General features: G+C 43.7%; 21 protein-coding genes. 15 read left to right on the top strand and 6 right to left on the bottom strand.

Annotated elements, in window-relative coordinates:
* Positions 1 to 106 precede the first annotated feature (106 nt).
* The 5 genes from QZU58_RS00220 (at position 107) to QZU58_RS00200 (ending at position 5387) form a co-directional block, all read left to right on the top strand.
* On the top strand, positions 107 to 1210 hold the full coding sequence (locus QZU58_RS00220; RefSeq protein WP_294459873.1) for a polyamine ABC transporter substrate-binding protein: 1104 nt from the start codon (positions 107 to 109) through the stop codon (positions 1208 to 1210).
* A gap of 126 nt (positions 1211 to 1336) precedes the next feature.
* Positions 1337 to 2524, top strand: coding sequence for a polyamine ABC transporter ATP-binding protein (gene potA / locus QZU58_RS00215; protein ID WP_294459892.1), 1188 nt, complete (start codon positions 1337 to 1339; stop codon positions 2522 to 2524).
* A 13-nt stretch (positions 2525 to 2537) separates the two neighbouring features.
* Positions 2538 to 3476 (top strand): ABC transporter permease subunit, encoded by a 939-nt coding sequence (locus tag QZU58_RS00210; protein WP_294459875.1) that lies wholly within the window; start codon positions 2538 to 2540, stop codon positions 3474 to 3476.
* A gap of 122 nt (positions 3477 to 3598) precedes the next feature.
* Entirely contained in the window at positions 3599 to 4387 is a 789-nt protein-coding gene (locus tag QZU58_RS00205) for an ABC transporter permease subunit (protein WP_294493717.1), read from the top strand.
* 250 nt (positions 4388 to 4637) lie between these two features.
* On the top strand, positions 4638 to 5387 hold the full coding sequence (locus QZU58_RS00200; protein ID WP_294493667.1) for an RluA family pseudouridine synthase: 750 nt from the start codon (positions 4638 to 4640) through the stop codon (positions 5385 to 5387).
* Here the strand turns inward: QZU58_RS00200 and QZU58_RS00195 are convergent.
* The 5 genes from QZU58_RS00195 to def all read right to left on the bottom strand — a co-directional run bounded on the left by QZU58_RS00195 (position 5343) and on the right by def (position 11113).
* Positions 5343 to 6788, bottom strand: a complete 1446-nt coding sequence (locus tag QZU58_RS00195) for a TrkH family potassium uptake protein (protein ID WP_294493665.1) — start codon at positions 6786 to 6788, stop codon at positions 5343 to 5345. The genes QZU58_RS00200 and QZU58_RS00195 overlap by 45 nt on opposite strands.
* 21 nt (positions 6789 to 6809) lie before the next feature.
* Positions 6810 to 8216, bottom strand: coding sequence for a Trk system potassium transporter TrkA (gene trkA, locus QZU58_RS00190; protein WP_294493663.1), 1407 nt, complete (start codon positions 8214 to 8216; stop codon positions 6810 to 6812).
* 30 nt (positions 8217 to 8246) lie between these two features.
* Positions 8247 to 9557 (bottom strand): 16S rRNA (cytosine(967)-C(5))-methyltransferase RsmB, encoded by a 1311-nt coding sequence (rsmB, locus tag QZU58_RS00185; protein WP_294459881.1) that lies wholly within the window; start codon positions 9555 to 9557, stop codon positions 8247 to 8249.
* Entirely contained in the window at positions 9554 to 10495 is a 942-nt protein-coding gene (fmt, locus tag QZU58_RS00180) for a methionyl-tRNA formyltransferase (RefSeq protein ID WP_294493661.1), read from the bottom strand. The genes rsmB and fmt overlap by 4 nt, the downstream gene beginning before the upstream one ends.
* A gap of 87 nt (positions 10496 to 10582) precedes the next feature.
* Positions 10583 to 11113 carry a peptide deformylase gene (gene def / locus QZU58_RS00175; protein WP_294493659.1) on the bottom strand — a complete coding sequence of 177 codons (531 nt, stop codon included), beginning with the start codon at positions 11111 to 11113 and terminating at the stop codon, positions 10583 to 10585.
* 537 nt (positions 11114 to 11650) lie between these two features.
* On the opposite strand from def, the gene QZU58_RS00170 reads away from it, so the two are divergent.
* The 7 genes from QZU58_RS00170 (at position 11651) to QZU58_RS00140 (ending at position 19983) form a co-directional block, all read left to right on the top strand.
* Complete coding sequence (locus tag QZU58_RS00170) at positions 11651 to 12691, top strand: LysM peptidoglycan-binding domain-containing protein (RefSeq protein ID WP_294493657.1); 1041 nt, start codon at positions 11651 to 11653, stop codon at positions 12689 to 12691.
* A gap of 155 nt (positions 12692 to 12846) precedes the next feature.
* Positions 12847 to 13461, top strand: coding sequence for a topoisomerase DNA-binding C4 zinc finger domain-containing protein (locus QZU58_RS00165; protein ID WP_294493656.1), 615 nt, complete (start codon positions 12847 to 12849; stop codon positions 13459 to 13461).
* A 119-nt stretch (positions 13462 to 13580) separates the two neighbouring features.
* Positions 13581 to 14087, top strand: coding sequence for a 5-(carboxyamino)imidazole ribonucleotide mutase (gene purE / locus QZU58_RS00160; RefSeq protein ID WP_294493654.1), 507 nt, complete (start codon positions 13581 to 13583; stop codon positions 14085 to 14087).
* An 8-nt stretch (positions 14088 to 14095) separates the two neighbouring features.
* Positions 14096 to 14674 (top strand): L-threonylcarbamoyladenylate synthase, encoded by a 579-nt coding sequence (locus tag QZU58_RS00155; protein WP_294493651.1) that lies wholly within the window; start codon positions 14096 to 14098, stop codon positions 14672 to 14674.
* Complete coding sequence (gene aroE / locus QZU58_RS00150) at positions 14667 to 15476, top strand: shikimate dehydrogenase (RefSeq protein ID WP_294493649.1); 810 nt, start codon at positions 14667 to 14669, stop codon at positions 15474 to 15476. The genes QZU58_RS00155 and aroE overlap by 8 nt, the downstream gene beginning before the upstream one ends.
* A 44-nt stretch (positions 15477 to 15520) precedes the next feature.
* On the top strand, positions 15521 to 16291 hold the full coding sequence (locus QZU58_RS00145; RefSeq protein ID WP_294493647.1) for a class I SAM-dependent methyltransferase: 771 nt from the start codon (positions 15521 to 15523) through the stop codon (positions 16289 to 16291).
* Between the two features lie 317 nt (positions 16292 to 16608).
* Positions 16609 to 19983, top strand: a complete 3375-nt coding sequence (locus QZU58_RS00140) for a tetratricopeptide repeat protein (protein WP_294493645.1) — start codon at positions 16609 to 16611, stop codon at positions 19981 to 19983.
* 59 nt (positions 19984 to 20042) lie between these two features.
* Here QZU58_RS00140 and rsmD read toward each other — a convergent pair whose 3' ends face one another.
* Complete coding sequence (gene rsmD, locus QZU58_RS00135; RefSeq protein WP_294493642.1) at positions 20043 to 20621, bottom strand: 16S rRNA (guanine(966)-N(2))-methyltransferase RsmD; 579 nt, start codon at positions 20619 to 20621, stop codon at positions 20043 to 20045.
* A gap of 394 nt (positions 20622 to 21015) precedes the next feature.
* On the opposite strand from rsmD, the gene ftsY reads away from it, so the two are divergent.
* The 3 genes from ftsY to QZU58_RS00120 are packed head-to-tail and all read left to right on the top strand — an operon-like array spanning position 21016 to position 23837.
* Complete coding sequence (gene ftsY, locus QZU58_RS00130) at positions 21016 to 22179, top strand: signal recognition particle-docking protein FtsY (protein WP_363174801.1); 1164 nt, start codon at positions 21016 to 21018, stop codon at positions 22177 to 22179.
* 26 nt (positions 22180 to 22205) lie between these two features.
* Positions 22206 to 22883 (top strand): cell division ATP-binding protein FtsE, encoded by a 678-nt coding sequence (gene ftsE, locus QZU58_RS00125; RefSeq protein WP_294460623.1) that lies wholly within the window; start codon positions 22206 to 22208, stop codon positions 22881 to 22883.
* Between the two features lie 21 nt (positions 22884 to 22904).
* Entirely contained in the window at positions 22905 to 23837 is a 933-nt protein-coding gene (locus tag QZU58_RS00120; RefSeq protein ID WP_294460621.1) for an ABC transporter permease, read from the top strand.
* Positions 23838 to 23892: the final 55 nt, after the last annotated feature.

Below are 23892 nucleotides of genomic sequence, written 5' to 3'. Positions count from 1 at the left end.
TTTACATTACAATTGTCCTTGCCGGTCGGTTATCACCTAATTATGTTGAAACCTCTCCGGAGCAGTTTTTTTGTATGAACCTTTTGACGTTATAAGGATTTACGAGATGTTCAAAAAAACTTTGACAGCAGTCGCCGTGGCTGCAGTTGCCGTTGTGAGTGGTTTTAATTCAGCAGCCGCTGAAGAGGAAAAGATTCTTAACATATACAACTGGAGTGACTATATTGATCCTGAGATTATTCCAATGTTTGAAAAGGAAACAGGAATCAAGGTGGTCTATGACGTTTTCGACAGCAACGAAGTGTTGGATGCAAAGATCCTTTCAGGTAAAACGGGCTACGATATTGTAGCTCCGGGACTTGATTTTATGGCCCGTCAGCAGAAGGCCGGTGTATATCTTCAGCTTGATAAGTCCAAGCTTCCTAACCTGGCAAATATTGATCCGGTTCAGCTCAGTTTTGTGGCAAAACTTGATCCTGATAATGCTCACGGTATCCCGTATTTTGTCGGAACCGCAGGTATTGCCTACAACAAGAAAATGATAGAAGAACGTCTGGGTAAGGATTTCGACATGAAGACCTGGGATGTTATATTCAAACCGGAAATTCTTTCCAAACTGAAGGATTGCGGTGTGGCTATTTTGAACGCTCCGACAGAAGTTATTCCTACAGCGCTTAACTATCTTGGACTCGACCCGAACTCAACAAATCTTGATGATTACAAGAAGGCTGAGGAATTACTGCTTAAAATGCGTCCTAATGTTACCTATTTCCATTCATCACAGAACATCAATGATCTGGCAAATGGTGACATCTGCATTACGCTCGGCTGGTCCGGAGACGTTCTTCAGGCGGCAGACAGGGCGGAAGAGGCTCAGAATGGCGTGGAGATAGAGTACCTTGTTCCTCGTGAAGGTGCTCTGATGTTCTACGATATGTTTGCCATACCGAAGGATGCTGATCATGTTGAAAATGCTTATAAATTTATGAACTTTATCATGCGTCCGGATATAGCAGCCAAGAATTCATCTTATGTATCTTACGATAATGCCAATAAGGCTGCCGTTCCTATGGTAATTGATAAGGTAAGAAACAATCCAAATATCTATATTCCTGAAGAGCAGCTGAAGAAGATGTGGGTTCCTGAAGTTCATCCTCGTAAGATTAATAAGGAAATGACAAAAATCTGGAATCGTGTAAAAGCAAGCTAGCTTATGGTTATGGAGATTCTGTCGGTGTCAGCTGCATATAGAAAACACCGTTAAGGTTAAACTCATGGAATTAAGGGGGGCAGCCCTCTTAATTCCGTTTTTTATGGAGATAGTATCTTGGCTGAACTGCTTAAAGATAATGAAAAGGTTACGGGAAGTGAGAAGACTGCGGTTAATAAAAACCGTGAGCCCGTAAAAAAGGTTCGTCGTCCTTTATTGGAAATTAAGAACATTACCAAGAAGTACGGTGAAAATGTCGCTGTGGATAATGTTGATCTCACTATTTACGAAGGAGAGATATTTGCACTGCTCGGGTCGTCTGGGTGCGGTAAATCAACGCTCCTGCGTATGATTGCAGGATTTGAAAATCCAACGAGTGGCAGCATTATTCTTGATGGGGAGGACATAATAGGTGTTCCTCCTTATAAGCGTCATCTGAATATGATGTTTCAGTCTTACGCACTTTTTCCGCATATGACCGTGGCTCAGAACATTGCTTTTGGTTTAAAACAGGAAAAACTGCCTAAAAAAGTCATTGAGGAACGTGTGAATCAGATGCTTAAGCTGGTTCACATGGAAGAATATGTTAACCGTAAGCCTCATCAGCTGTCTGGTGGTCAGAGGCAGCGTGTGGCTCTTGCACGTTCTTTGGCCAAACAGCCTAAGCTTCTGCTTCTCGATGAACCGATGGGAGCTCTTGACAAAAAGCTTAGGGAACAGATGCGTCTTGAACTGGTTAACATAATTGAAAGTGTAGGTGTAACCTGCATAATGGTGACCCATGATCAGGAAGAAGCCATGACCATGGCCGAACGCATTGCCATAATGAATCGCGGTGAGTTCATTCAGGTTGGTTCTCCTAGACAGATTTATGAAAATCCGAACTGCTGTTTTGCAGCTGAGTTCATCGGTTCCGTTAACATGTTTGAGTCAACCCTGGTTACTTCAGGACCTGAAGTAGGTTCTGTGATCAGATGTAAGGATCTTGAGCATGATATTCATCTTGATATCGATGTCGATCTTGATGACGGCATGGAAGTAACCGTGGCAATCAGACCGGAAAAGATTTATCTCGAAAAGACTTCGCCGGTTGATGAGAACGGTCAGCCTCTGAAGGATAATTACACCACCGGTGTGGTTACCGAAATTGCCTACATGGGTGATATATCCATTTATCATGTAAAGCTTAATTCCGGTAAGGTTGTCATTTCAACGCTTCCTAATGTTGACCGTTTCAACAAGGGGCTTCCTACCTGGGATGATAAAGTATTTTTGAGTTGGGACCCTGAATCCTGCGTGACCTTAACTTTCTAGCGGATCTCCGGATATGCAGAATAAAACCTATAAAATCAACAGAAGACAGAAAAAGCTGAGCGGATGGCATAAGTATGCCGTCATAGCACTGCCTTATCTCTGGATGTCACTGTTTTTCTTTGTGCCATTCCTGATAATTCTGAAAATAAGCTTTGCGGAGAGTATTGATGACAGCGTACCTCCGTATACATCCCTGATTTCCTTTGATTCTGAGGATTTAAAGCTAAATTTCAGTGCTTATCTTGGCAACTATGCGGCCATATTTGACGATTCAACCTATCTGTATTCGTACCTTAAGTCCATAAAAATAGCTTTCATATCAACACTGCTATGTTTACTTATCGGTTATCCCATGGCTTGGGCCATTGCAACTTCGAAAAGCTCTTTGCGTAATGCCCTGCTTATGCTGGTTATCATGCCAAGCTGGACCTCCTTCCTTATCAGAATTTATGCCTGGATGGGAATTCTGAAGCCAGAAGGATATCTTAACAGTTTCTTGCAGTGGCTTAATATTATCGATGAGCCGCTTCAGCTGTTGCATACTGATCTCGCCGTATACATCGGTATTGTCTATGCCTATCTGCCATTCATGATTCTTCCTCTTTATACCGCAATCGTGCGCGTGGATTACACCATTATAGAGGCTGGTTATGATCTCGGCTGCCGTCCGGCAAAATGTTTCTTTAAACTTTTTGTTCCTCAGACATACAGTGGCATCATTGCAGGTTCAATGCTTGTATTCATTCCTGCGGTGGGTGAGTATATTATTCCTGAACTTCTCGGAGGACCGGGAGCCAACCTGATCGGACGCACCATTTGGGATGAGTACTTCATGACCAGAGATTGGCCTCTTGCGGCTGCACTGGCCACCATCATGCTGTTGATTCTTGTTGTTCCGATTGTTCTGTTCTACAAGACCCAGCGTAAAGAAATTACTCAGGGAGCAAAATAATGGCGGAAGATGTAAAAGAAAACAATGCCGCTCAGGCAGAAACCATTGTGCAGACGGTTCGAAAGTATCCGAGATGTACCAGAAGCAGTATTCTGAAGTTCGTTTTTCTGTTTTTCGGATTCATGTTTCTGTATCTGCCAATTGCCACACTGATTGTCTTTTCATTTAATGAATCAAAGCTTGTTACCATATGGAGCGGCTTTTCAGTAAAATGGTATTTTGAGCTTTTGAGTGACAGACAGATGATTGATGCGGTGCTTAATTCGCTTATTATTGCTTTCAGTTCCGCATCCATGTCAGTGATTATCGGTACGTTGGCGGCGATTGTGCTTGTTAAGATAGGTCGATTCAAGGGAGAATCCATGTTTGCCCTTTTCATTACGGCACCAATGGTTCTGCCTGACGTGATTATTGGTCTTTCCATGCTCCTGCTGTTCGTGGCAATGTCAAATATTATTGGTTGGCCGGAGAAGGGCATGGTTACAATATGGATTTCCATGGTTACCCTGACATCTGCCTATGTAACAGTTGTTGTTCGTTCCCGTATGCGTGAACTGGATACTTCAATAGAGGAGGCCGCACTTGATCTTGGAGCTGGTCCGATAAAGACCTTCTTCACCATTATCCTTCCTTCCATCATGCCTGCTATTGTGTCAGGATGGCTGCTGGCTTTCACCCTGTCAATGGATGACCTGGTTATTACTCAGTTTGTGGCAGGTCCTAATTCTTCAACCCTGCCCGTACTGGTGTTTTCCAAGGTTAGAAGAGGTTTGAATCCTGAGATTAATGCACTGGCCACAATAATTGTATTTATCGTTTCGGTATGTACGTTTGTGTATTGGCTGAGCAGAGTCAGGGCAGATCGCAGAAGAAAACGTGATATGCAGTTGGCTCTTAATCGTAAGGGGTGAGTATCCGTGTAAGAAGATTACATTTTACGGAAGAAGAAAAGACCTGCAAAAGCAGGTCTTTTCTATTTGGACAACAGAGAAATGTTTTTCAGTATAGCCATTGCCGAAAGTTGTGTGTTTTATTAACATACATGTTATTGTTCATCCTTAATGTGGTGGATGATTATATGGTATTTGATTATTACAGTAGCTATCAGTAACGATCTGATACAGGTCGATTATTGTTGTGCTTTTTATCATAGAAAGGAACATGATGATTACCGGGAAGCAGCATTATACGTACAATCCTCCGGATACTCCGCCAAAGATAATATACGTCGATGAAGATATTCTTGTCGCAGACAAGCCGTCTGGTCTTTTAACCGTTCCCGGAAAGCATTCTGACGACTCTCTCACTCTGAGACTTCGTGAAATGTATCCCGGAGTAAATCCTGTTCATCGTCTTGATACTTCAACTTCAGGAATAATCCTGTTTTCCAGAAATAAAAGCGCAAATGCAGTTTTGAGTGAACAGTTTAGGAATCGCATTCCACGAAAAAGGTATGTTGCAGTGTGTGAAGGGATAATCAAGGAGAACAGTGGTGCTTTGGCGTATCCTATGAGTCGTGACTGGACTCAGGCTGCTCTCACAAGCGCCCCCATTCACAGGGTCGACTATGCCGAAGGTCGAAAGGCATTAACTTTTTTTAGGGTTATTCACCGCGATATCGCACGAAAAATTACGGTGGTTATGCTTGAACCTCACACCGGTAGAACGCATCAGTTGAGGCTTCATCTTCAGACTTTCGGGTATCCTATCTGCAATGACAGACTTTACGGCAATGCTGACGATGAATGCACGGCCAGACTGGAGCTTCATTCGTGCTATCTTTCGTTTTATCATCCTAAAGACGGCAGAAAAATGGCATTGTACGCACCTGCTGACTTTTTGGAAGGTACAGGTATAGACTTGAGGTTATACCTTCCAGAATCCGGGATGGAAGCAGATCAGTATTGTTAATACTTCAAGTCTGCCGGTGATCATGTCAAAGCACAAAATAATCTTTTGCCAATTGGTCAGAATACTGAAATCTCCGTTAGGACCGACGTTTGGTCCAAGTCCTATTCCCAAATTAGACATGCAGGCCATGGTTGCAGATAGTGCGTCAAGCATGCCAAAACCACTGAGACATAAGAGCAGTGAGCTGAAAAATACAACTATAAAGTATGCACAGAAGAATGTAATGATTGAACGAATAATGACATCATTTACCGGTTGACTGTTGTATTTCTGCGGGAAAATGGCAGCAGGGTGCATCAGCTGTTTTATCTGTCTTTTAAACAGTATGAAGCCTATTTGAAGTCGGAATATCTTGAGTCCTCCTGATGTTGAACTTGAGCATGCTCCAATAGGAATCAGGAAAAAGAACAGCATGGTGATGAAGTCGTTATAGTTACTGTAATCTTCAAGGGAATATCCGGTTGTTGAGATTACGCTGACTGTGTTGAACAGACTGATTCTGACAGCATCGGCTATGGAGTAATCTTCAGAGAAAACCAGACTGGCGGCGGTCACCAAAGATACCACTATTATTATGGCGATAAAACCTTTTACCTGATCATCTTTCAGAAGTTCTTTGATATGGCCGTGAACCGCAAGGAATACCAAAGGGAACGGCAGGGCACCCAGAAACATGAATATTATTACGGCCCAGTGGATCGTATCAGGAAAATAGTTCATGGAGCTCTGGTGAGTACTCATGCCTCCGGTGGATAGGGATGTAAGAGCGTGATTGAATGCATCAAATGATGACATACCAAGCAGATAATAAACTATGTAGGCAAGAGCAGTGAGTCCCAGATAGGTAAGCAACATGCCCGAGGCCAGGGTTTTGGATTTTGGCATGACCTTGTCAGTGGATTCCTTGGAGCTTTCGGTACTGAACAGCTTCATACCACCAACGTTCAGATTTGGAAGAATGGCAATACCCACAGCTATGAACCCGATTCCTCCGAGATATTGCAGAATGGAACGCCATATGAGTATGGAACCGGGTATCAGATCGACGTTGCCGATAACGGTATTACCTGAAGTGGAGACTGCGGCTGCAGTTTCGATACATGAGGAAAGGAGATCAGTCCTCATTATAAGGTGAATCGGGATCGCTGCGAATATGACAATTGTAATCCACAGCAGAGATGTAAAGAGAAACATGTCTTTAATTGTCATATTGGTGCTGTGGTTTTTGGTGAGGTTTTTTATAAGAAGTCCTGACAGCATGGTTATGGTCATGCTTGCCAGAAATTCCGCACTGCCTCGGGATACAGTGATGAAGGCATACATCAGTGGTATGAGCATGACGGTCGACAGCAGAATCATGGTGCTGCCTAAAAATGAAAGGATTATGCGGTAGTTAATCATTTTCATCCGTCCTTAATAGTATTAATTGCTCTTTGATGTCCTGCTGGAAAAGAAAGTAGCCTTCGGCGATGTCAGCTTAATGAGATCGCGAATGTTTTTCTTTTCAGATACAAAAAATACCACGGTGTCATTATTCTGAAATATTGTTTTATCATCTGGAATAAGCATCTCGTCACCTCGAGCTATGGCACATATGGATATGCCGAGAGGCAACTTGATGTCCTTTACGTATCTGCCTATTACATTGCTGTGATTGTAATCGCCAGTTAGTTTTATTTCGAGACCTTCTGCAAGTCTGTGTTTCAGCGTCTTTACGTTTGTTATTCCGTTGCGGCGGATATTTGTAAGAAGTGCTGAAATGGTGGCATCGCCAGGAGAAATGTAAATGTCTATGGCATTGTTTGACAGCAGATTGATATAGGCGTACTTTTGGATGAGTACTATCGCTTTTTTGGCTCCCTGTTTCTTTGCAAGAAGGGCTGACATAATGTTTGTTTCGTCATTATCGGTTACCGAGATAACAAGATCCATCATGTCTACGTGTTCTTCCGTAAGGAAGTTCTGATCTGAAGGATCAGAACAGAATACCTCCACTGAGGTTTTATCAAATTCATCAGCCAGAACGGAAGCGTTTTTTGAATTTGTTTCTATCAGTTTTACACTGTATTTGCTACAGATGTTAAGAGCCAGATTTCTGGCAATGTTACCTCCCCCAACAATCATGATGCGTCTGTATGGAGGTTCAAGCTTCTGCAGTGTTGAGGTCATGAGTCGTACATGGCCCTTGGCTGCAATGAAGAAAACTTCATCACCTGCTTCGATGACGGTATTCTCGTTGATGTTGATAAGTTTGTCCTGACGATAGATTGCCACAACCTTGACAATGGCATTATTGGTATATTTTGACAGGTTACCAAGTGGTGAACCCACAATGGCTCCTCCATAATATGCCTTGACGGAAGTCATGCAGAGTCGTCCTCCTGCAAACTCCGCAAGCTGTGTTACACCGGGATACTCGATAAGCTTTACGATTTCCTGCATGACCAGATTTTCCGGTGCAATAATGTTATCTACAGGAATGGCATTATCATTAAACAGCAGATCTTTTTCCGCTACGTAGTCATGATTAAGTATTCTGGCTATTTTTTGCGGAATTTTGAAAAGGGAGTAACCAAGCTGGCAGGCCAGCATGTTTATTTCATCTGAATCGGTAACTGCTACCAGAAGATCCGCATTATCGGCGTCAGAATTTCTCAGCGTGGCAGGGTATGATGCATATCCCTGCACTACTTTTATGTCAAATCTGTTTTTTATTGCCTGAAGTTTTTCGTAGTTTTCATCTACTAAAGTTATTTCATTATTTTCATTAACCAAGTATTCCACTAGCCCGGATCCAACCTGTCCGGCACCTAAAATAATGATTTTCATGGCTGTACTCCGGTGTGATTATTTAATGAATCAGCAATTCTTTTTCATTTTTGCGTAGTAGAAACCATCCATGTCATTCAGTCCCGGAAGAATTTGCAGTCCGGGATTTTCTGCCGTTTCTCCTTCAGTGAGCGGTATAAGTTCCGCATCACTGTGTTCAGAAAGGAAGTTTTTTATCTGGAGGGTGTTTTCCACAGGTTCGATTGAACATGTTGCATAGAGCATAATGCCATCAGGTTTCAGCATTTGCCACATATTTTCCAATATTTGTCGCTGAAGTTTTACAATACTCTTAATTTCGTCAGGAGTCCTCAGCCATTTTATGTCTGGATGACGTCTTATGACACCTGTTGCCGAGCATGGAGCATCAAGAAGTATTCTGTCATATTCGGAATATGGACTCCATGAATGATCCCTTGATGATGCGTCTGCTGAAATAACTTTGGCTTTGAGACGGAGCCGCTGAAGATTTTCCTTAACCCTCATCAGTCTGCCTTCGTCAAGATCCATGGCCACCAGGTCTTTTACTTCCGGACATAATTCAAGAATATGGGTTGTCTTACCGCCCGGAGCGGCGCATGCATCCAGAATGATGTCGCCTGGCTGGGGGTTTAGAAAGATTGCGGCCTGTTGTGCCGCCGCATCCTGAATGAAAACAGCTCCGCTGTCAAAAAGAGGGAGCTTTTCGGTATTGACTGGAGGAGTAATAACCAGTGCACACGGTACCGTTGGTACAGGTGTCCCGGTAAGACCATTATCAGCCAGCAGCTTTATGTATTCGTCCATAGGACATTTTGCTGTGTTAACTCTTACTGTCAGCGGAGGATGGCGGTTAAGATTTTCCAGAACCATGCCAAGGGACTTGCCATACGCTGCTTTAATGTCGGTAATCAGCCACTGGGGGAATGAGTATCTGGTTTCATATGATTTATAAAGCTTCTGTTCAAGCTCTTCTTTTTTTCTGAGGTAGCCGTGCATTACTGCATTTGTCAGTCCTTTGAGTGTGTCAAAACCTAACTCTCCGACAGCTTTTACTGTTTCGTTTACGGCGGCATGATGAGGGGTATTCAAAAATGCCAGTTGGTAGAGTCCTGCCATAATGGCATATTTGACCCTGATGTTTTTGGCCTTAAAAGGTTTTTCAACGAGGGCGTCAAGAATACCTTCCAGATACAGTTTGTGACGGAGGATGCCGTTAACCAGCTCTTTAAGAAAAGATGCGTCCTGTGAAGACATGGCTTTGGCTTTCTTCCTGACCGTGGCCATCAGAGGCTGACCGTCATGAAGTGCTTCTGTGATTATTTCTGCCGCCAGAGTTCTCGGGTTCTTGGAACTAATCATGAATTAACCATCCTGCCTGTGCTGAACATTTCCTTCTTTGAGTTGAATACGTCTGCAAAAGGCATCGCTTTTTTGTTAGGAAGCTGCAGTTCAGTGATTCGCAGAATTCCATTAGCAGTGGCTATGTCTAAACCGTCACGTCCGGCTTTGACAATTTCTCCCGGAGCTCTTTCTGTTTTCTCACGCAGAACCGCGGCCTTGTGTACCTTTATTGTATTTCCGTCGAGAGTGAAGCATGCAAGAGGCCATGGAATGTAAGTTCTGACATATCTCTCAAGGGTTTCTGCGTCAAGACTGAAATCAAGGACGGCTTCTTCCTTTGTGAGCTTTTTGGCATAAGTAACCAATGCCGGATCCTGAGGAATTGACTGTCCAAGCAGTTCCTCAATGTTTGGCATCATTTCACATATGGTTGCAGCCCCAAGTTCGGCCAGCTTTTCATAAAGTGACAGAGAAGTGTCCTCACCGGTTATGGGAACAGAGGCAATTCTTATGATATCTCCTGAATCAAGTTCCGGAGCAACCTTCATGATGGTTACACCAGCTTCGGCATCTCCCGCCCAGAGTGAACGCTGTATTGGAGCAGCCCCGCGCCAGCGCGGCAGTATAGAGCCGTGAACGTTTATGGAACCGAGGCGAGGAGCAAAAATTACTTCATCAGGCAGAATCAGACCGTATGCCACAACGATCATCAGATCGGCATTAAGCTCCCTAATCGTTTGGATGGCTTCATCGTTATTGCGCAGTTTTTCAGGCTGGTAAACCGGAATTCCGGCCTGAAGTGCAACTTCCTTTACCGGTGACGGAGCCAGATGATGACCTCTCCCTTTTGGGCGATCCGGCTGTGTCAGAACAGCACAGATGTCAGCTTTGGAATCTATGAGTTTCTGCAGGTGTACTGCGGCGAAATCCGGAGTGCCGGCGAATATAATTTTCATGTGTGGATAACCCCGTCTGGCATTATTCTTGAGTGTATGTAACTGCATTGTGCCTCTCTATGTGTTAAGGAGGCACGGTTGTTAAAATCAATCCTGATGTTTTTTCTGTCTTTCCCTTTCTTTTGCAAGAGCTTTAGCCTTTGAACGATACATGTTTCTCTTGAGAGGGGACAGGTAATCGATGAAGAGTTTTCCGTTCAGGTGATCGATTTCATGCTGAAGACAGATGGCTAGAAGACCGTCGGCATTCAGCTCAAAGAATTCACCGTTTAGATTCTGTGCCTTTACGGTGACTTTTTCCGCTCTTTCAACTTTTCCCCGGAGTCCCGGCACAGACAGACAGCCTTCATCTATTCCGGTGGAACCCTCTTTATGTGTGAATTCCGGATTTATCAGGACCAGCTGATCTTCAGGCTTTTTTTCATTTACAACGTCAATTACCACAATTTTCTTAAATACATTTATTTGTGGGGCCGCCAGACCGATGCCTTCATCTGCGTACATTGTTTCAAACATGTCAGAAACAAGCTGTTTGAGTTCATCGTTAAATTCGGTTACTGGGGCGGAAACCTGATGGAGCTTTTCATCAGGATAGTAAAGCAGTTCTAAAATAGCCATGAATGGAAGGAATCCTTGTTAATGTCTGATTCTGGAAAATATGAACAGTGTTCTGCTACGTGTTTATTAAGTCTGTTGCCGTACAGAACGACTATCAAATTCATTATAGCATATAGATGATGTTATAGAGTGTACGATGGATTTTAGGGTGTGTCAGATACTGCTGTTTTAGTGACATTTTGAGAGTCAGACATGTTTTTGCGGTTCATAATGCCGTATTAGCGAAACTTAATCATAAATTTTCATGCTCCGTGTGATACTCATATAATGCAAAAAATGCATATAAAATTGTATTTTAATTCTAAACTGTGATCGATAATTTAAAAAAAAGTAGTATTTATTGCGACTTAAACATTATGAATTTAATCTATTAGATACTATGATTAAATTAGAGTCATTTTGGTGATCTTGCAAGATTGGTTGATGCTGACATTGACGGAATTCATGCTGGGATGCGAATGACTGAAGAAAAATTCGTACAAGCGAAGTATTGATTGTTTGTACGGCATGGACTGAATAAAAGTAGCAGGGATCAGTATGATACTTAAAAAATTAGGAATTTTTATGGCCTCAGTGCTGTTTGCAACAGCATCTATGGCTGATACATTGGAAGTTAATGAGAATCATCCTACCAAATACGTAGTTCAAAAGGGCGATACTCTCTGGGATATCTCAGGAAAATTCCTGAAAAAACCATGGTACTGGCCAAAGATTTGGAATGTTAATCCTCAGATTAGCGATCCTCATTGGATTTATCCGGGTGATGTTCTTACCTTGGTTTGGATCGATGGCAAGCCATACATCAAGCGTGAAGCTTCTACCCATAAGGATAGTCCTATTCCTACCATCAATGCCGAAACTGTCAAGACTTTCTTAAGAAATGATGTGGTTCTTCCATACGCTCAGTCAGAACTTGACAAACTGCCATTTGTGGCCGGTAATAATGAGGAACGTCGTCTTTTTGCTGAAACCAAGGATGTTTACATTAACGGTAAATTAAACAAGGGACAGCAGTATGGCGTTTATCATAAGGGTCAGGCTCTTGTTAATGATGACGGTGAGAAGGTTGCTTACCATGCCATCTTTGCTGGTGTTGTAGTCGGTGGTAATCAGGATGGCAAGTTCAACAGAGCTTATCTTGTTAAGAATAAGGATGCCGTGCTTAATGGTGACTATGTTCTCCCGTTGAACGATGATAACGGATATAGTCTGTACTTCGTTCCTAAGGCTGCGACCGTAGATGCCTCAATCATCGCTCTGGCTGAAGAAAGCAGCAGTGTTGCTGGTCAGTATGACACCGTAATAGTTGGTAGGGGTCGTAAGGATGGTGTGTCAGTTGGTGATGTGTTCGTAATTGGCAGACCTGGTGCTAAGCTTGTAGGTGACAGCGCCGATGATACCGCATACGCAAGCATGTCAGGTATGGGCAGAAGACTGGTATCTTCTGCGGATAACGTGTTGCCAGATGATACAGTTGGACAGGCTATGGTATATCGCACATACGATAATGTTTCTCTTGCGGTTATCATGAATAATTCCGATGCCATATTCAAGGGATACCCTCTTCTTAAGCCATAAGAGTTAACGAAGAAGTTAAATTTATGTAGAATAAAAGGACACGCTGATGCGTGTCCTTTTTGCATATCTTAAAGAAAGAACAGACGTTACTCAGATGCCTGTTTACAATTCGTAAAGTCTGTTGCTGACGCAACACTCTGATTATAGGATATTACATGCTAGGAATTAGTGATGATATGCCTTTAGATGAAAAAGGTGATAATCAGACAAGCCCCGAAAATCCCTCTGAAAATGAACAGGTTGTTGCCGGGGAGGATAGCAGTGAAAGTTATGGTATCTGTCCTGAATGCGGCAGTGAGCTTAAACTTATTGCCACCAGACGAGGTCTGATGCTTGGATGCTCCGGTTTCCCAAAATGCCGTTACATGACTCCTTTTGTTGTGAAACAGGTTGTTACCGTGGAGCGTGTTCTTGAAAATACCAGATGCCCGGAATGCGGATATCCCATGGCGGTTAAAAGCGGCAGATACGGTCAGTTCATAAGCTGCAGCAATTATCCGGAGTGTCATTACGTATATAAAGACAAAATGGCAGAGGAGATTCCCTGTCCGGAGTGCGGTTCCGGTGTGCTTCAGGTCAGAAAAACAAAGTTCAACAAGGTGTTCTGGGGATGCAGTAATTATCCTGAATGCAGGTTTAATCTGGCGCATCAGCCCATTCACAGAAAATGTCTGGTATGCGGATCCGAGGTGCATGTCATCAGAAAAATGAGAACAGGGAGAAAATACGTGTGTGCGGTTTGCGGTAACAGGTGTAAGGCTGATGAATAGTGTCTGACAGATATCCCGGAAACAACCAATTTATGATAAATATGATAGAATTGGAGGCAGGAATGCAGAGCTGCATTTTTATGTTTTCATTTCCGTACTCTTGAAACTGGAGTTTTACTGTGTCTAATAGATTTGTGTCAATTTTAATGGGGTCTGATTCTGATTTACCGATAGTTCAGAATGCAATAGATGTACTTAAGGATTTTGGTATCAGGGTTGAAGTTAAGGTTACTTCTGCCCACAGAACTCCTGAAGACACCCATAATTTTGTAACTGATGCCGAAAATCGCGGTTGCGGTGTATTTATTTGTGCGGCAGGTCTCGCCGCTCATCTTGCAGGAGCTGTTGCCGCAATAACCACTAAACCTGTAATCGGCATTCCTGTTGACTGCGGTCCACTTAATGGCGTTGACGCTTTATATTCAACCGTTATGATGCCTGGCGGAATTCCTGTTGCTACCGTTGCCATTGGTAAAGCCGGTGCTAAAAATGCAGGGTTCCTTGCTGCTCAGATTCTTGCCGTGTCCGATGAAGAACTTTCTGCCAGAGTTAAGGAACAGCGTCGTGAAGCCGCTGATGCCGTAAGGGCAAAGGATAAGGCTCTTCAGGCCAAGCTTGCAGGCTGATTCGCATAATGGACAATACTGATGTTTTTCAGGAGGCCGCAAAAGTTCTGCGGCAGGGGGGAGTCATAGCCTATCCTACTGAGGCCGTGTTCGGTATAGGCTGTAATCCTACTGACGAGAAGGCTTTAAGCAGGATTCTGAATCTAAAAAAAAGAAATCCTGACAAAGGACTGATAATCGTAGCAGCTGATTTTAGTCAGGTTGTCCCCTTCATTGATGAAAAAAGGCTCACTGACTTGAGTCGTGAGCTTATGAACAGGTTCTGGCCAGGGCCGTATACGTTGGTTCTTCCCGCCAATCCGCTTCTTCCTAAACTGCTTACCGGAGGCAGAGACTCAATTGCCGTTAGGGTGAGTGCAAGCACTGCCGTCAGAAAACTGTGTCTTGCATATGGTGGGGCTGTTGTATCCACAAGTTGCAATCTCAGCGGTGAACGTTCGCTTGACAGTTATGAGGAAGTCGTGTCCTGCTTTGCCGACGGACTTGATTATATTGTCTGCGGAGCTACTGACGGAAGAGTTGGTCCAAGCACCATAATTAATGGGCTTACAGCAGAAGTTTTAAGAGGAAAGATAGATAATGGATAAGTATGCCGTTCTTGGCAATCCAATAAATCACAGCCGCTCCCCGTTTATTCATACAATGTTCGCGGAAGCGGAATCACAGAACATGGAATACGGAAGACTTCTGTGTCCGCTGGATGATTTTAAGGGGACTGTTGATGCTTTCAGGAAAGAAGGTAAGGGGCTTAATGTTACTGTTCCATTTAAGGAACAGGCTTTTGCCTACGCTGACATACTGACTGACAGAGCTCAAAGGGCTGGAGCAGTAAATACGTTAAAGTTTTGCGATGACGGTTCCGTGATAGGTGACAATACCGACGGCGCCGGTTTTATTTATGACATTAAGCGTCTCGGCTGGAATTTTTCAGGTAAGAACATTCTGGTTCTTGGTGCCGGCGGAGCCGCAAGAGGTATTATCGGTTCCATTCTCGATGAAAAGCCCGAATCTGTTCTTCTGGTTAACAGAACAATTGAAAAGGCTGAGCTGATAAAGCAGTCATTCAATGAAATAAATGTGACTACGTATGACGGACTCCTGGCTGAAGGAAGGATGTTTGATGTTATCGTGAACGCCACCTCTCTTAGTTTAAACGGTGAAGTCCCAAGGATAAACGAAAGCATGTACAGTAATGTACTGGCATATGATTTAATGTATGGCAAGACCGGTGCAACGGTATTCACCGACTATGCCATGTCTAATGGCGCTCAAGAGGTGTCGGATGGATTAGGCATGCTGGTTGGACAGGCTGCTCTCAGTTTTAATCTGTGGCGCGGGGTCGCACCAGATCCTGCTCCGGTGCTCAAGGCTCTGAGAAATCAGCTCTAAATGCCGTTATCAGCAGTATTTTCTCCGTGGAACAGGAAAATTGCATGAGTTCTGAAAATAAGTACAGGCTTCAGATTATTGTTGAGGACACTGCGCTGGCGCATGCCTGTCAGCAGGATCTGGATGTTTGCCGGAACGTATGGTGTTTCTCCCCTCTTTTTTTAAAACTGGCAGATGGAGTCGTTGGCCTTGGTAGTGTTAATGAGCCGCGTCAGGGGCTGGTATTTGTGGATTTTACCGGTGGAACCATGGCTCACCGCAGACAGTTTGGCGGAGGAAAAAAGTCAGAAGCCGTTGCCAGAGCCTGTTTCGGCAACATGAATGCACCTGTTATTTTTGATGCTACCGCAGGGCTTGGCAGAGATGCTTTTGTAAATGCATATCTGGGGGCGACCGTTCATCTGTTCGAGAGAAATCCGGTGGTGCGTCTGCTTCTCAAGAATGGTCTTGAAAGGGCTGCAAAGATTGGTGATCCTGAAATTTATCGGGAAAGAATGATTATGGAAAACGTTCCTGATATCGCATCCTACACCGGCCCAGTTATACCTGATACTGTTTATCTTGATCCCATGTATCCCGAAAGGCAGAAATCTGCTCTTGTTAAAAAGGAGATGAGAACCTTTCATGATCTTATAGGTATTGATGACGATCGTCATGAGTTGTTAACTGCTGCACGTAACATGGCCTCAAGAAGAGTTGTCATGAAAAATCCTAAGTGGGCAGAGGTTCTGGATGAAAAGGGAAAAGTTGCTGAAGTCGTAACCAAGAATCATCGTTTTGACATTTACAGTCCTGTCCGTTCTTCAGAGCAGTAATGCGCGAATGACCTGCAGTGAACTAAACGGCATCATTTATCATCTTACATTTTTCATTGGTCAGGTCCATGTTTCTGACAGTATTCAGAATAAATTGGTCTGTGTGCTGTTCGTCTGTATCCTTTCCTGTTTTTAGGTTAGGAATCTCATAAATTTACCATTAAGTTGACATGCCGTTACACGGCATGTGTTAAGATTTTATAAGACTTTCCGTCTTTGTGCTCTGCAATATGGTTCCGACCTGCTGGTTGTCGGAAGGCATGCACATGTCACGGAATGCGTTGGACAGATATCTAGATAAATCGGCGGGATTCGTTATGCATCGGGAAGAAACAGCAACAGACTCTCCACTCCTTTCTGAAGCAAAGGCTCTGTACCGTTCAGGTAACTGTGAGGAAGCTGCATCTCTATTCAGACAGTGCCGGGGAAATGATCATGCGGAGGCTTTATGTTTTATCGCTACCATGATTCTGGACAAGGTTATTAATCCAAGGACATCAGAAGATCCGGAAAAACTTTTGCAGAAAAGTGCAGACATGGGATTTCCTCCGGCAAAGTACCGTTTGGAGAGTCTAAAGGAGACTCAAGACAGTATTGATGATGCAATGACCCTGGATTCCCAACATCTCACTCCTCCCAAAGAATATACCGAGGAGGATTTTTTAAAAGGCGGGAACGTAGATCTCGGGATTGAAAGACGCAAGGAATCAGTGCTTTATTACGCTAATCAGGGGTATGTAAATGCCATGTATGAATACGGCATGATAAACCTTGATGAGGAAAGTCGGGATCTTAAAGTTGGGGCTTTCTGGCTTGGTCGTGCCGCTCAGAAGGGACATGCAATGGCTCAGTATGAGCTTGGATGTCTGTACTTCAGAGGTGAAGGTGTTCCGAAGGATGATTTGATGGCTCTGCTCTGGCTTGGCCGCGCCAGGGAACAGGGAATTTACAGAGCTCATTGTGAACTTGCAAAGATTTATACCGACAGAAAGAATAAGTTTTATTCTCCTGAGGAAGGCGTAAGACTTTTAAATCAGGTGAAGGAACTGTGTCCTGAAGCGTATATGATGCTTGCTCAGATATATTTGCGTGATGACATTGTTCAGTATGATGCCGAAAAGGCGCGTGAATATTTGGAAAAGGCTAAGGCTGAGGGTGTGCTAGGAGCATACGTTGAGATTGCCAAACTTTACATTCTGGAAAGAAAGTACAGTGATGCTCTTCCACTTCTTAAGCATGTTGCCGATAAACAGGACAGTGAATCACTCTATCTTCTCGCTCTGATTTTTGAGAGATTCGGTGAAAATAAGGCGCTTGATAAGGTTATTGATAACCGGCGAAATTCAGCTGATGAGCACGATGAGAATGTAGAATCCGATGCCAGCGGACCGTCAGGTTCGAAAAATACGCAGGCTGATGATGCTCAGGACAGGAAATCCGATGAAAATGTCAGTACGACGACAGTGGAAAGAGAGTCCGCTGAATCATCATCCTTTAAAAATGAGACAATTAAGTCAGTTAATGAGCATGAAAGTGTCGATGATAAAGAAAAAACGGCAGGTGAGGGAGTAGCAACTGATTTGCTTAAATCAGGTGCGGCTGCCGACATGCTTTCAGGCATTATCGGAGACATATCAGGTAAAGGATATTCCGACATCGCCTATGAACTTTACAGTAAGTCTGCAGAGTTAGGCTTTACTGAAGCGCAGTATAAGCTTGCTTGCATATACCATAAAAGGGGACTTACCGATGATGCAATGGTCTGGTATAAGAAGGCGGCGGATCATGAGCATATTGCAGCAATGTATGAATATGCATCCATGCTGAAGGAGAGGCTTGATGCAGAATCATTTCCTCAGAATTATGCACGACCTGCAGATATGGACATAATGCCAAGTTCTTTCAGATTGGTTCAGCAGGTTCCAGACAAGCAGCATGGATATAAATATCTTAAAGAATATGACAATTACAAGCCGAAGTATCATGAAGCTTTTGAGTATATGAACAAGGCGGCTCTCGGAGGCGAACCAAGGGCACAGTATCTGGTGTCACAAATGTACTCAAAGGGTGAAGGTGTCAGACAGGATTTTGCTCAATCGATTCAGTGGTGTGAGAAGGCTGCAAATGCAGGAGATCTCGATGCCCAGCTTTATATGGCCGAACTGTATGACAAAGGCGAGGTATTGGATGTAAATCTGCAGAAGTCCGTTGAGTGGTATCGAATGGTCGCCGATAAGGGGAATGCAAAGGCGCTGTTCAGGCTGGGGAAGATGTATTTTGACGGAAGAGGCGTCCAGCAGGATTATGCCAAGGCGTTTTCACTTTATGTTAAGTCTGCCGAAAGCGGGTATATTCCGGCAATGGAATCACTGGCAATATGTTACATCAACGGCCGTGGTTGCATGAGGGATGAGTCACTGGCTGAAAAATATCTGAGTCAGGCAGTGGAGCATGGGAGTGACAATTCCGTAGATCTTTTGGCCAGTCTTTACATGAATCCCAAGAGTTCCGTTAGTTCTCCTGAAAAGGCTATGAATCTGTTGGAAAAGGAGGTTGCACTCGGCCATTCACAGAGCATGCTGATACTCAGTAGACTTTATCTGAGCGGAGGTGAGGTTCCTAAGAATATTGAGAAGGGGCTTAAGCTCCTGGAACAGGTTGTTGCAGAGGGTAATCGGGAGGCTCTTTATGAGCTGGGGATGATTTATTACGAAGGGAAAATAGTACCGCGTAATTATCGTCGAGCTGTTTCACTCATAAATGACTCTGCTGAGCAGAATTACGTGAAAGCTCTCTACATGATGGGAATATTCTGTTACAGGGGCATTGGAATGATTTCCAAAACAGGAGATGCATTTAATTACTTCCGTAAGGCCGGAGAACTGGGGTATCTGAAGGCATATCTTGCACTTGGACAGATGTATGAGAAGGGGATAGGCGGAGTTTGTGATTATCATGAGGCTGCGAATTATTACCGTATTCTGGTGAATGCCAATTATGATAAGGCATATTCCCTGCTGGCCAATGTATATCTTCGCAATAACTCCAACATCCAGATAAATTATGATGAGGCCGAAAAGTGGCTGTACATAGGTGCCAAGAAAAATATTCCTGAATGCGCATATCGACTTGGTATTCTTCACATGGAGGAAAAAGTCAGAAACAGTTCTGTTGATTACGGATTGAAACTGATAAGAGAGGCTGCTGAACGTAACTATGCGGATGCGTTGTATTACCTGGCATGTCTTTTCATGGAGGGAAATCTGTTTCCAAGAGATTATTCCAAGGCTATCGGCTATCTCCAGCGAGCCGTGGGGCAGAATCATTTAAAATCCACAACCCTGCTCGGTAAAATGTATCGTTTTGGTCTGGGATGTGAGATCAATAATTTCAGTGCCGGAGATCTTCTGTCAACAGCCGCCAAATGCGGTGATCACGAAGCCCAGCTTGAACTTGCCAAAATGTACAGGGACGGAGCCGGTGTGGACAGAAGTTATGTTGATGCCTACATGTGGACGGTTCTCTGTCTGTCATTTGATAATACATACAGGGATGCCATAAATTTCAAAAACAGTTTGCTATCTCACCTAAGCCAAAGGGAACTGAAGAATGGCCAGGTTATGGCCATCAAATATCTCGGCATCATAGAGGAAAATCGTCACAAACGGGATACCGAGATGATTCTGGGGTAGACGTCATGTTCTAACAGTCAGTCGTTGGCATGCAACAGAAAACATTGAGATGTTTTCTGTTAGTCGGCTACGATTTCATAGAGGGAATACGTTACCTGTCCGGCATGACCTTCCTTAATCAGTTTGAATTTTTTCGGTAGTTCCGGCTCGTTTTCTTTTTCATGTTCAACATAAACAAGGCATCCCTGTGGAGCGATGGTGTCATTAAGAAGTTTCAGCGACTCTTCAAGCAGTCCTGTTCTGAAAGGTGGATCCAGAAAAATAATATCAAAGCTCCGGTTGCATCCTTTGAGATATTTTATGGTGTCTGTCTGTTTTATTGTTACATTTGAGCATTTGAGAGTGTCAGCATTTTTCTTCAACTGGTCAGCTACCTGAGGACTGAGTTCAAGCATGACCACCTCCGATGCTCCTCTTGACTGAGCTTCAAAACCAAGAGATCCTGCACCGCTGAAGGCATCCAGAACCTTTTTATCCTGAATTTTAAACATTAGCCAATTAAACAGGGTTTCTTTTACCCTGTCCGTGGTCGGACGCAGTCCCTGTGCATCGAGAACCGGGAGCTTTCTGCCCCGGTGCAGTCCGGAAATGATTCTGATTATTCCGCTGGCTGAGCCGGATGTTTTGTTTTTGTTCATTTTATACCTGAAGCCTATTGAATTATTTGTATATTTTAGAACACGATTTGGGTAAAATAATAATGTTTTTTAAATAAAAGACTCTTTATCGTCTGATGATCTGCTGTAGTCACTTTGTTTCTATTCGCAGATTTAACCTAAAACCACGGCAGGCGGAATATTTTCAGGATTTCTTCCGGGAATTACTGCCGGTGTTTTTGTTGATAATACCGTATGACATACGGAAATTTAAGCCTGCGCCGTAGGCTGGAAGTATCGTACTTCCTAGACTTCGTGTAAGACACAGCCCTGCTGCGCCTCGAAGGTTGAAGCAGGAATCCCAGGATCAGTGTCCCGGGAGTGTCAGTCTGAAATCTTTTAACAAATATAACACTAAAGTATAAAGAAGAACATTATGACTAAGAAAGGTTGGTTTTCCTGGTTTGGTAAGGGAAAACAGTCAGAAGAAAATAAGGTTGTGTCACCGGAGAATGAAAATTCCGTTAACGTTTCCGAAACGGTTAATGAAAATAGTGCAGAACATATAGAAACACCTGTTGAAAATGTTGCGGCCGAAACTGAAGAGACCGCAGCCCCTGAAAATTCCGCTGATGCGACACTGGTGCAGGATGAGAAGCCTCTCCCTGTTCCTAAGGAAAAACCGGGGTTTTTTAAAAGACTCGTCACTGGCCTGAAAAAAACAAGAGAAAACCTTGGTCTTGGCATTAAGGCTCTCTTTAAAGGCAGAAAGATTGATGATGAGCTCTTCGAAGATCTTGAGTCAACGTTGATTACGGCGGATATAGGCATTGAAACTACGGAAAAGCTTATAGAAAAGCTGACGGCAGAAGCCTCACTTAAGGAACTGACCGATGCGGACAGTCTCGTTGTGCGTCTTAAGGGGGAACTTCACGGTATTCTGGACAAGGTATCTACCCCTCTTGTCATTGATACATCCAAAAAGCCTTTTGTCATTCTGATGGTGGGCGTAAACGGGGTAGGAAAGACCACAACCATCGGCAAGATGGCGAAACTGTTTGAATCGCAGGGGCATAAGGTCATGCTTGCTGCCGGTGATACTTTCAGAGCTGCCGCCGTTGAGCAGTTAAAGGTCTGGGGGCAGCGTAACAACATTCCTGTAGTTGCCCAAAGTACGGGAGCTGACAGTGCTTCAGTGATTTATGATGCTCTGGCGAGCGCCAAAGCCAAGGGATATGACATACTGATAGCAGATACTGCCGGACGTTTGCAGAATAAGGCCAATCTGATGACGGAGCTTCAGAAAATTGTACGTGTCATGCAGAAGATTGATCCTGATGCTCCGCACGAGGTTATGTTGACGGTAGATGCCGGAACGGGACAGAATGCGATAAGTCAGGCAAAACTTTTCGGCGATGTCGTTCCGCTGACCGGTATTAATATTACCAAGCTTGATGGCACGGCAAAGGGCGGGGTAATCTTTAATATTGCCGATAATTTCGGGATTCCTATCCGTTATATAGGTGTCGGTGAGGGAATAGATGATTTGAGAGAGTTCAATGCGGATGATTTCGTTAAGGCTCTCTTTGATGAAGAGTAGACCATAACTGGTCATGGTACGGTTCAATGATTGAGTTTAAATCAGTTAGCAAGATATATCAGCAGGGGCAGATAGCCCTGCAGAATATAAGTTTTAAGGTAAATCCCGGTGAATTTGTCTATCTCACGGGACATTCCGGAGCTGGTAAAACATCTCTGCTGCAACTGATCGCCGTTATTGAGCGGGCAAGCATTGGACAGATTCTGTTCAATGATCAGGATATTACTGATATATCCTTAAAAAAGATTCCTTTTCTGAGACGCAGGATAGGCATGATCTTCCAGGACCATCATCTGATGATGAACAGAACAGTGGCAGAGAATGTGGCGTTGCCTTTACTTATAAGGGATTACACCGAGGAAGAATCCATGGATCTCGTTAGGCAGGTTCTTGATAAGGTTGGTCTCAGACATAAGGATGAATACTACCCATACTGCCTGAGTACCGGTGAACAGCAGCGTGTTGGAATTGCCAGAGCCATTGTGGCTCATCCTGACGTGATACTTGCCGATGAGCCTACCGGAAATCTGGATAAAGGACTGTCACTGGATATTTTGGATCTTTTTGAGATGCTGCATCAGGACGGGACAACCGTGATTATGGCAAGTCATGACATTGATTTGCTGGCAACTAAACCTCACCGTACACTGGTTTTAAACAGAGGACATCTTGTTTATGACGGTGAATTCAGTCAGTTTCGGTAATTACAGGCAGGATGGTGAGGTATGAGAAGTCTGATAGGTTTCATAAGACGTAACTTAAGAGATATTCATTATGTCTATAACACTCTGGTAAGCGTGAATTTCACGGGAACGCTTCTTGCCATAGCCGTAATAGCTCTGACACTTACCATTCCGTCAATATTCTATGTGTTTATGCAGAATTTCAAGGAGTCTACATCAGATCTCACAATTGGCAGAAACATAACCATATATCTGAAGAATGATGTTGATTCGGTAGTTGCATTTCAGATTAAGGATGACCTGCAGTCAGACGGGAGAATTAAATCAGCCGAGCTGATTACCAAGGATGATGGTCTTAAATCTTTTGCCTCATCAATGGGAATCAGTGAGCATGAAGTTATGGGGAATGCTGAAAATCCTTTGCCTCATGCGGTTGTGCTTATTCCTTCCGAAGAGGTAGAAGCAAGTACAGAGAATCTTGATCTTTTGGTCAAGGAAATAAAGAATAACAAGTACGTTGAACTGGTAAGGGTAGACCGTGACTGGTTCAAGAAAATCAATTCTATTACAGATGCCATGCGCTATATTACTGCAGTTATGGCCGCCATACTTTTGCTTTCGCTGGTGTTTACCCTGATAAATACCGTTTCTAACAGAGTGTTACTTCATCGCAATGAAATTGAGGTGATGAAACTGGTGGGGGCAACTGATTTCTACATCATCAGACCTTACGTATATCTTGGCATGTGGCTCGGATTTCTGGGTTGTTTTGTGTCATGGTGGTTGGGAACCATTGTGATTTTTTCTACTGAAAGATATTTAAATCATGTGGCTGAGGCGTATGGAACCCATATAATGTTCAGGGGGCTGAACTTCAGGGAGCTGCTTATGATGTTTGTCATAAGTACCTTTATATGCATGCTTGTGTCTTTCATAAGTGCAAGGAGCAGCATCAACAGAATACGTCCGCAGTAGCTGTTCTGTACATTGGTCGGTGAATTAATTTCAGCTGTCCATTATCTGAAAGGGG

Origin of the sequence: uncultured Ruminobacter sp. (assembly GCA_902764345.1) — a bacterium.
In the GTDB taxonomy this organism is placed as follows: domain Bacteria; phylum Pseudomonadota; class Gammaproteobacteria; order Enterobacterales; family Succinivibrionaceae; genus Ruminobacter.
The sequence above is the reverse complement of the archived record's forward strand: the minus strand, read 5'-3'. Positions and strand labels throughout refer to the sequence as shown.

Coding starts and splice junctions, on each gene's coding strand:
- QZU58_RS00205 (WP_294493717.1), top strand. CDS start 3,599: ATGTTTCTGTATCTGCCAATTGCCACACTGATTGTCTTTTCATTTAAT.
- QZU58_RS00165 (WP_294493656.1), top strand. CDS start 12,847: ATGCTAGGAATTAGTGATGATATGCCTTTAGATGAAAAAGGTGATAAT.
- ftsE (WP_294460623.1), top strand. CDS start 22,206: ATGATTGAGTTTAAATCAGTTAGCAAGATATATCAGCAGGGGCAGATA.
- QZU58_RS00195 (WP_294493665.1), bottom strand. CDS start 6,788: ATGATTAACTACCGCATAATCCTTTCATTTTTAGGCAGCACCATGATT.
- def (WP_294493659.1), bottom strand. CDS start 11,113: ATGGCTATTTTAGAACTGCTTTACTATCCTGATGAAAAGCTCCATCAG.
- fmt (WP_294493661.1), bottom strand. CDS start 10,495: ATGAAAATTATATTCGCCGGCACTCCGGATTTCGCCGCAGTACACCTG.
- QZU58_RS00170 (WP_294493657.1), top strand. CDS start 11,651: ATGATACTTAAAAAATTAGGAATTTTTATGGCCTCAGTGCTGTTTGCA.
- QZU58_RS00120 (WP_294460621.1), top strand. CDS start 22,905: ATGAGAAGTCTGATAGGTTTCATAAGACGTAACTTAAGAGATATTCAT.
- ftsY (WP_363174801.1), top strand. CDS start 21,016: ATGACTAAGAAAGGTTGGTTTTCCTGGTTTGGTAAGGGAAAACAGTCA.
- QZU58_RS00200 (WP_294493667.1), top strand. CDS start 4,638: ATGATGATTACCGGGAAGCAGCATTATACGTACAATCCTCCGGATACT.
- rsmD (WP_294493642.1), bottom strand. CDS start 20,621: ATGAACAAAAACAAAACATCCGGCTCAGCCAGCGGAATAATCAGAATC.
- QZU58_RS00155 (WP_294493651.1), top strand. CDS start 14,096: ATGGACAATACTGATGTTTTTCAGGAGGCCGCAAAAGTTCTGCGGCAG.
- QZU58_RS00145 (WP_294493647.1), top strand. CDS start 15,521: ATGAGTTCTGAAAATAAGTACAGGCTTCAGATTATTGTTGAGGACACT.
- trkA (WP_294493663.1), bottom strand. CDS start 8,216: ATGAAAATCATTATTTTAGGTGCCGGACAGGTTGGATCCGGGCTAGTG.
- rsmB (WP_294459881.1), bottom strand. CDS start 9,557: ATGATTAGTTCCAAGAACCCGAGAACTCTGGCGGCAGAAATAATCACA.
- QZU58_RS00220 (WP_294459873.1), top strand. CDS start 107: ATGTTCAAAAAAACTTTGACAGCAGTCGCCGTGGCTGCAGTTGCCGTT.
- QZU58_RS00140 (WP_294493645.1), top strand. CDS start 16,609: ATGCATCGGGAAGAAACAGCAACAGACTCTCCACTCCTTTCTGAAGCA.
- QZU58_RS00210 (WP_294459875.1), top strand. CDS start 2,538: ATGCAGAATAAAACCTATAAAATCAACAGAAGACAGAAAAAGCTGAGC.
- aroE (WP_294493649.1), top strand. CDS start 14,667: ATGGATAAGTATGCCGTTCTTGGCAATCCAATAAATCACAGCCGCTCC.